1 protein-coding gene is annotated in these 662 nt (G+C 65.6%); it reads left to right on the top strand.

Annotated elements, in window-relative coordinates; genetic code table 11:
- Nucleotides 1-662: GTP-binding protein (locus tag AC07SZ_RS35630; RefSeq protein WP_494917906.1), on the top strand; the 662-nt coding region annotated here is incomplete at both ends.

Here is a 662-nt window from a genome sequence, read left to right as displayed (position 1 = left end):
CCGGAAGAGAAGGCGCGCGGCATCACGATCTCGACGGCCCACGTCGAATACGAGACGGCCAACCGCCACTACGCCCATGTCGACTGCCCCGGCCACGCCGACTATGTGAAGAACATGATCACCGGCGCCGCGCAGATGGACGGCGCGATCCTGGTCGTTTCGGCCGCCGACGGCCCGATGCCGCAGACCCGCGAGCACATCCTGCTCGCCCGTCAGGTCGGCGTGCCGTCGATCGTGGTGTTCCTGAACAAGGTCGACCAGGTCGACGACGCCGAGCTGCTCGAGCTGGTCGAGCTCGAGGTTCGCGAGCTTCTGTCGAAGAACGAATTCCCCGGCGACGACATTCCGATCGTCAAGGGTTCGGCGCTGGCCGCTCTTGAGGATTCGAACAAGACGATCGGCGAGGACGCGATCCGCGAGCTGATGGCTCAGGTCGACGCCTACATCCCGACCCCGGTTCGTCCGCTCGACAAGCCGTTCCTGATGCCGATCGAGGACGTGTTCTCGATCTCGGGCCGCGGCACGGTCGTGACCGGCCGCGTCGAGCGCGGCGTGGTCAAGGTTGGCGAGGAACTCGAGATCATCGGCATCCGTCCGACGACCAAGACGACCTGCACGGGCGTGGAAATGTTCCGCAAGCTGCTCGATCAGGGCCAGGCTGG

Source organism: Mesorhizobium sp. GW821-FHT07A06, from assembly GCF_059419085.1.
The sequence above is the reverse complement of the archived record's forward strand: the minus strand, read 5'-3'. Positions and strand labels throughout refer to the sequence as shown.